5 protein-coding genes are annotated in these 4757 nt (G+C 74.3%); all 5 read right to left on the bottom strand.

The window, feature by feature from the left end; translation table 11 throughout:
* Nucleotides 1-123: 123 nt before the first annotated feature.
* A complete protein-coding gene (locus ACS04_RS21980; protein WP_053080879.1) occupies nucleotides 124-720 on the bottom strand; it encodes a Uma2 family endonuclease in 597 nt (198 codons plus the stop codon).
* 66 nt (nucleotides 721-786) lie between these two features.
* Nucleotides 787-2097 carry a DUF58 domain-containing protein gene (locus ACS04_RS21975; protein ID WP_048478425.1) on the bottom strand — a complete coding sequence of 437 codons (1311 nt, stop codon included), beginning with the start codon at nucleotides 2095-2097 and terminating at the stop codon, nucleotides 787-789.
* The gene (locus ACS04_RS21970; RefSeq protein ID WP_048478424.1) at nucleotides 2097-3059 is read right to left on the bottom strand and encodes an AAA family ATPase; all 963 of its coding nucleotides are present in this window, start codon (nucleotides 3057-3059) and stop codon (nucleotides 2097-2099) included. The genes ACS04_RS21975 and ACS04_RS21970 overlap by 1 nt, the downstream gene beginning before the upstream one ends.
* Nucleotides 3056-4378 carry a DUF4350 domain-containing protein gene (locus tag ACS04_RS21965; protein WP_078865123.1) on the bottom strand — a complete coding sequence of 441 codons (1323 nt, stop codon included), beginning with the start codon at nucleotides 4376-4378 and terminating at the stop codon, nucleotides 3056-3058. The genes ACS04_RS21970 and ACS04_RS21965 overlap by 4 nt, the downstream gene beginning before the upstream one ends.
* Nucleotides 4375-4757: DUF4129 domain-containing protein (locus tag ACS04_RS21960; protein WP_048478423.1), on the bottom strand; the 383-nt coding region annotated here is incomplete at its 5' end. The genes ACS04_RS21965 and ACS04_RS21960, both read right to left, overlap by 4 nt.

The following is a 4757-nucleotide window of genomic DNA, read 5'->3' as shown; positions in this document are numbered from 1 at the left end:
CCCTGTGGGAGAGTAGGACGCCGCCGAACAATCATTGTGAAAAGCCCCGTACCGGGTATCCGGTACGGGGCTTTTTGCGTTTACGGGCCGGGTCGGGTGCCCGGAAGGGCGTGGTCATCCGCATCACCAGTCGGCGGGATAGCTTTTGAGGCTGCTCGTGTCCAGCGTCCAGCGGCCGGCGGTGACGATGTCGCCGAAGGCGTAGGGGACCGTCTTGCGATACCGAGTACCGTCGGGACCGGCCGAGGCGTCGCTGTGCACCGTGACGGACTTCTTGTCCTTGCGGGGATCCACGATGACGTACAGCGGCACTCCCATCCTTGGGTAGTCGTGCAGCTTGTCGCGGATGTCGGTGAGTGAGTTCGTCCGTGAGACGACCTCGACCACCAGCAGGACGTCGCGGGCGTTGACGACCTTGGCAGTGTCGTCCGTGTCTTCCTCCGCGATGACCATGAGATCGGGGACCTTGGTCAGGCCGGTCTGAGGATCCCCCATGTTCGTGTCGTTGAGGGCCATGACTTCTGGGGTCTGGGCCTCGATCTGACGACGCAACCGCACCACATTGAGCCCGTGCGGCGCCGTGGGGCTCATCATCGTGAGGAAGATCTGACCGTCGGTGGTCTGCACCTTCCATTGATCTTCCTGGTGCTCGGCCAGTTCCGCGAGCTGTTCGGCGAAGTCGTGCATGCGGCGCAACTGCTCCGGGGTGAGGTCGGCCATGGTGTCCTCCTGATAGGTACCCCGACCAGCGTATCCAGCCGGGGCGATGACCCGAGCGGATCCGAGCTAGAGGCGGCCCGCTGCTTTGAGGGAGAGGTAGGCGTCGGCCAGGGACGGGGCCAGGGTGTCCGGGGTGGCGTCCACCACGTGGACGCCGTGGCGGGACAGTTGCTCGGCCGTGCGGCGACGGGTGGTCTGGGACTGGGTGCCCGCCGCGGCTTCGTAGACCGCGTCGATCGTGCCGCGGGAGCGCGTCATCTCCTTGACCCGGGGGTCCGCCACCGAGGCCAGCAGGACCGTGTGGCGCTGCGTGAGCCGGGGGAGCAGCGGCAGCAGGCCCTCCTCGATCGGAGCCGCGTCCAGGCTCGTCAGAAGCACCACCAGCGACCGGCGCGGGGCGTTGCGGAGGATGGTGGAGACCAGGGTGCGGGCGTCGGTTTCGACGAGCTCCGGTTCCAGCGTGGCCATGGCGCTGACGAAGGCCGGGAGGATGTCACCGGCCGAGCGGCCTTGGACCTGGGCGCGGGTGCGGCGGTCGTGGGCCAGCAGGTCCACGCGGTCGCCGGCGCGGGAGGCGAGGGCGGCCAGCAGCAGGGCCGCGTCCATGGCCGCATCCAGGCGGGGGGCGTCGCCGACGCGGCCCGCCGAGGTCCGGCCTGTGTCGAGGCAGATCAGGATGTGCCGGTCGCGCTCCGGCCGCCAGGTGCGGACGGCGACCGAGTGCCCGCGGGCGGTGGCCCGCCAGTCGATGGAGCGGGTGTCGTCGCCGGGGACGTAGTCGCGGAGGCTGTCGAACTCGGTGCCCTCACCGCGCGTCAGCACGCTGGTGCGGCCGTCCATCTCGCGCAGCCGGGCCAGGCGCGAGGGGAGGTGCTTGCGGCTGGTGAAGGGCGGCAGGACGCGGACCGTCCAGGGAACGGTGTGGGTGCCCTGGCGGGCGAGCAGGCCGAGCGGCCCGTACGAGCGGATCGTGACGCGGTCCGCCTTGCGGTCCCCTCGACGCGTGGGGAGCAGCCGGGTGGTGACGCGGCGGCGTTCGCCGGCCGGGACGACCAGCGTGTGGCGGGAGGCGCCCGTCTCGGTGCCCGGGAGCCAGCTGCTGGGCGGCCAGGCATCGCGTACGCGGGCGCGCAGCGGGCGGGTGCCCGGGTTGCCGACGGTGAGGTGGACCTCTGCGGGTTCGCCGAGGCGGACGGAGGTGTCGCCCGAGCGGGTGAGGGTGAGCCGGCGGACCGGGGCGGCCAGGGCGTAGTCGGCGGCGCAGGCCAGGGCGAGGGCGCCGTTGACGGCGAGCATCCCCGTCCAGCTCGGTTCGAGGATGCCGACGGGGAGGCTGCCGAGGGCCGCCAGCAGGGCGGCGCGTCCGGTGAGGGCCATCAGCGCGGGACGGGGACGTGGGACAGGATCGCGGTGATGACGGCGTCGGCCGTGACGCCCTCCATCTCGGCCTCCGGGCGCAGTTGGACGCGGTGGCGCAGCGTCGGCAGGGCGAGGGCCTTGACGTCGTCGGGGGTGACGTAGTCGCGGCCGGTGAGCCAGGCCCAGGCGCGGGCGGTGGCCAGCAGGGCCGTGGCGCCGCGCGGGGAGACGCCGAGGGTGAGGGACGGCGATTCGCGGGTGGCGCGGCAGACGTCGACGACGTAGCCGGTGATCTCAGAGGAGACGGAGACCTTGGCAACGGCTTCGCGGGCGGCTTCGAGTTCGGCGGCGCCGGCGACGGGGCGCACCCCCGCGGCCGCCAGGTCCCGCGGGTTGAAGCCGGCGGCATGCCGGGTCAGGACGCCGATCTCGTCCTCGCGGGAGGGGAGGGGCACCGTGAGCTTGAGGAGGAAGCGGTCGAGCTGGGCTTCGGGGAGGGGGTAAGTGCCCTCGTACTCGACGGGGTTCATGGTGGCGGCGACGAGGAACGGCTCCGGCAGCCGGCGCGCGGTGCCGTCGACGGTGACCTGGCGCTCCTCCATGGCTTCGAGGAGGGAGGACTGGGTCTTGGGCGGGGTCCGGTTGATCTCGTCCGCGAGGAGGAGGTTGGTGAAGACCGGGCCGTTCTGGAAGGAGAACGCGGCGGTGCGGGCGTCGTAGACCAGCGAGCCGGTGACGTCGCTGGGCATCAGGTCCGGGGTGAACTGGACGCGCTTGGTGTCGAGTTCGAGGGAGGCGGCCAGCGCCCGTACGAGGAGGGTCTTGGCGACGCCGGGTACGCCTTCGAGGAGGACGTGGCCGCGGCACAGGAGGGCGACGACGAGACCGGTGACGGCCGAGTCCTGGCCCACGACGGCCTTTCCGATCTCGGTGCGGATCGCTTCCAGGGAGGAGCGGGCGCTGTCCGTGGTGGCCGTCATGAGGTGCGGACCTCTCTTTCGAGGGCGTCGAGGTGGTCGGCGAGCGCGACGAGCGCCGCGTCCGTGGTGGGTGTGGTGCCGAAGAGGAGGCCGGGCAGGTCCGGCTGCCGCTCCGTCAGGCGCGCGGATACGGCCGGGAGCAGGGCCGCCGGGTCGTGGGCCTGCGTGGGCGGTACGCCGAGCAGGGCGGCCAGGCGTTCTCGGGTGGCGGCGCGCAGCACGGTGGCGGCGCGGTCGCGGGCCCCGGCCTTGCGGTAGAGGCGGGCGCGGCCCTCGGTGGTCTCGGAGGCGCGGATCGCGACGGGGAGCTTCTCGGTGACGAGGGGGCCGAGCCGGCGGGCGCGCCACAGGGCGGCGAGGACGGCGGCGGTGAGGAGCTGGAGGAGGGCCCAGCTCCAGCCGCGGGGGAGAAGGTCGAGGAAGCTCTGTTCCCGGGCGGGGTCCTCGTCCTGGGCCTCGGCGGGGGAGGGGAGGTACCAGACGAGGTCGGGGCGGGTGCCGAGGAGTTGGAGGGCCAGGGAGGCGTTGCCCTCGGAGGCGAGCTTCTTGTTGAGGAGGATCGTCTCGGAGCCGAGGAGGACGGTGTCGCCGCCGGTGGTGCCGGAGGGGAGGACGAGGAGGGTGGGGTGGCCGCCGCTGGGGTAGCAGGCGGTGCCGGTCGCTCCGTCGGTGGTGTAGCGGTGGTCGCCGCCGGTGGCGGCGCGGCCCGCGGAGAGCGCGGCGGGCAGGGTGCAGCCGGGGTCGAGGTTCCGGTCGAAGGCGGTGCCCTTGGTGCGGGCGGCCGGGGCCAGGTCGGGGAGGCTGGGGCTGCCGGGGGAGAGCAGGACGGTGCGGCCGCCGGAGAGGTCGATGGCGGAGCGGATGGCGCGGAGTTCGCTTTCGCCGAGCCGGTCGGGGTCGGTGACCAGGAGGGTGGTGGTGGGGCCGGCCGCGGCGGCGGCCTCGCGGGCCGTGGTGACGACGCGGGTGGTGACGCCGCGGGCGCGGAGCAGTTCGGCTACGGCCCGGCTGCCGTCGGGGTCGGCGGAGCGGGGGTCGAGCCGGCCGTGCCGGCTGCCGGTGGTGAGGGCGGCGAGCGCGACGGCGGCGACGATCAGGATGCCGAGGCAGATCAGGAGTCCCCGGCTCCGCCGCCACACGGTGCGGGGGGTGGGGGCGGGGGCCGCCGTACGGGCCTTCGGGCCGGTGGCGCCGGGCCCGGTGGCCTCGCCGGTGTCCGCTCCCGCCGCCGGGGCGCCGGGGGCCGTACGAGGCGCGGCGGCGCGCGGGGCGGCTTCGCGTGCGCCGTGTGCGGGGGTGGCCGGGTCCGGGGGCGTCATGAGGGGGTGCCCGTCAGGCGGGGCTTCGCGTGGGTCAGGGCGAGGTCCAGGGTCCGGAGGCGGTCGTACATCTCGGCGTGGGCGGGGCGGCCGCCGTACGTGACGTCGTCGAAGGCGCGGGCCGCCGCGCGCAGCGCCTCGGCGTGGTCCGGGAGGGCGGCTGCGGCTTCGGCTGCGGCCTCGTCGGCGGTGCGGCCGGGGCGCGGGTCGAGCACGGTGCGCTCCTCCAGGGAGCGGACGACGGCCCGCATGCGTTCCTGGACGGCCGCGGTCCAGCGGCTCTGGGCGGCCAAGGCCTCGGCGGCGGCGCGGTGGTCGGCGGCGCTGCGCGGGCCGCCGCCGAAGAGGGCGGCCGCGCCGGTGGCGGTGCGGCGGGGGG

Source organism: Streptomyces roseus (assembly GCF_001044425.1).
Taxonomy (GTDB): domain Bacteria; phylum Actinomycetota; class Actinomycetes; order Streptomycetales; family Streptomycetaceae; genus Streptomyces; species Streptomyces roseus.
The sequence above is the reverse complement of the archived record's forward strand: the minus strand, read 5'-3'. Positions and strand labels throughout refer to the sequence as shown.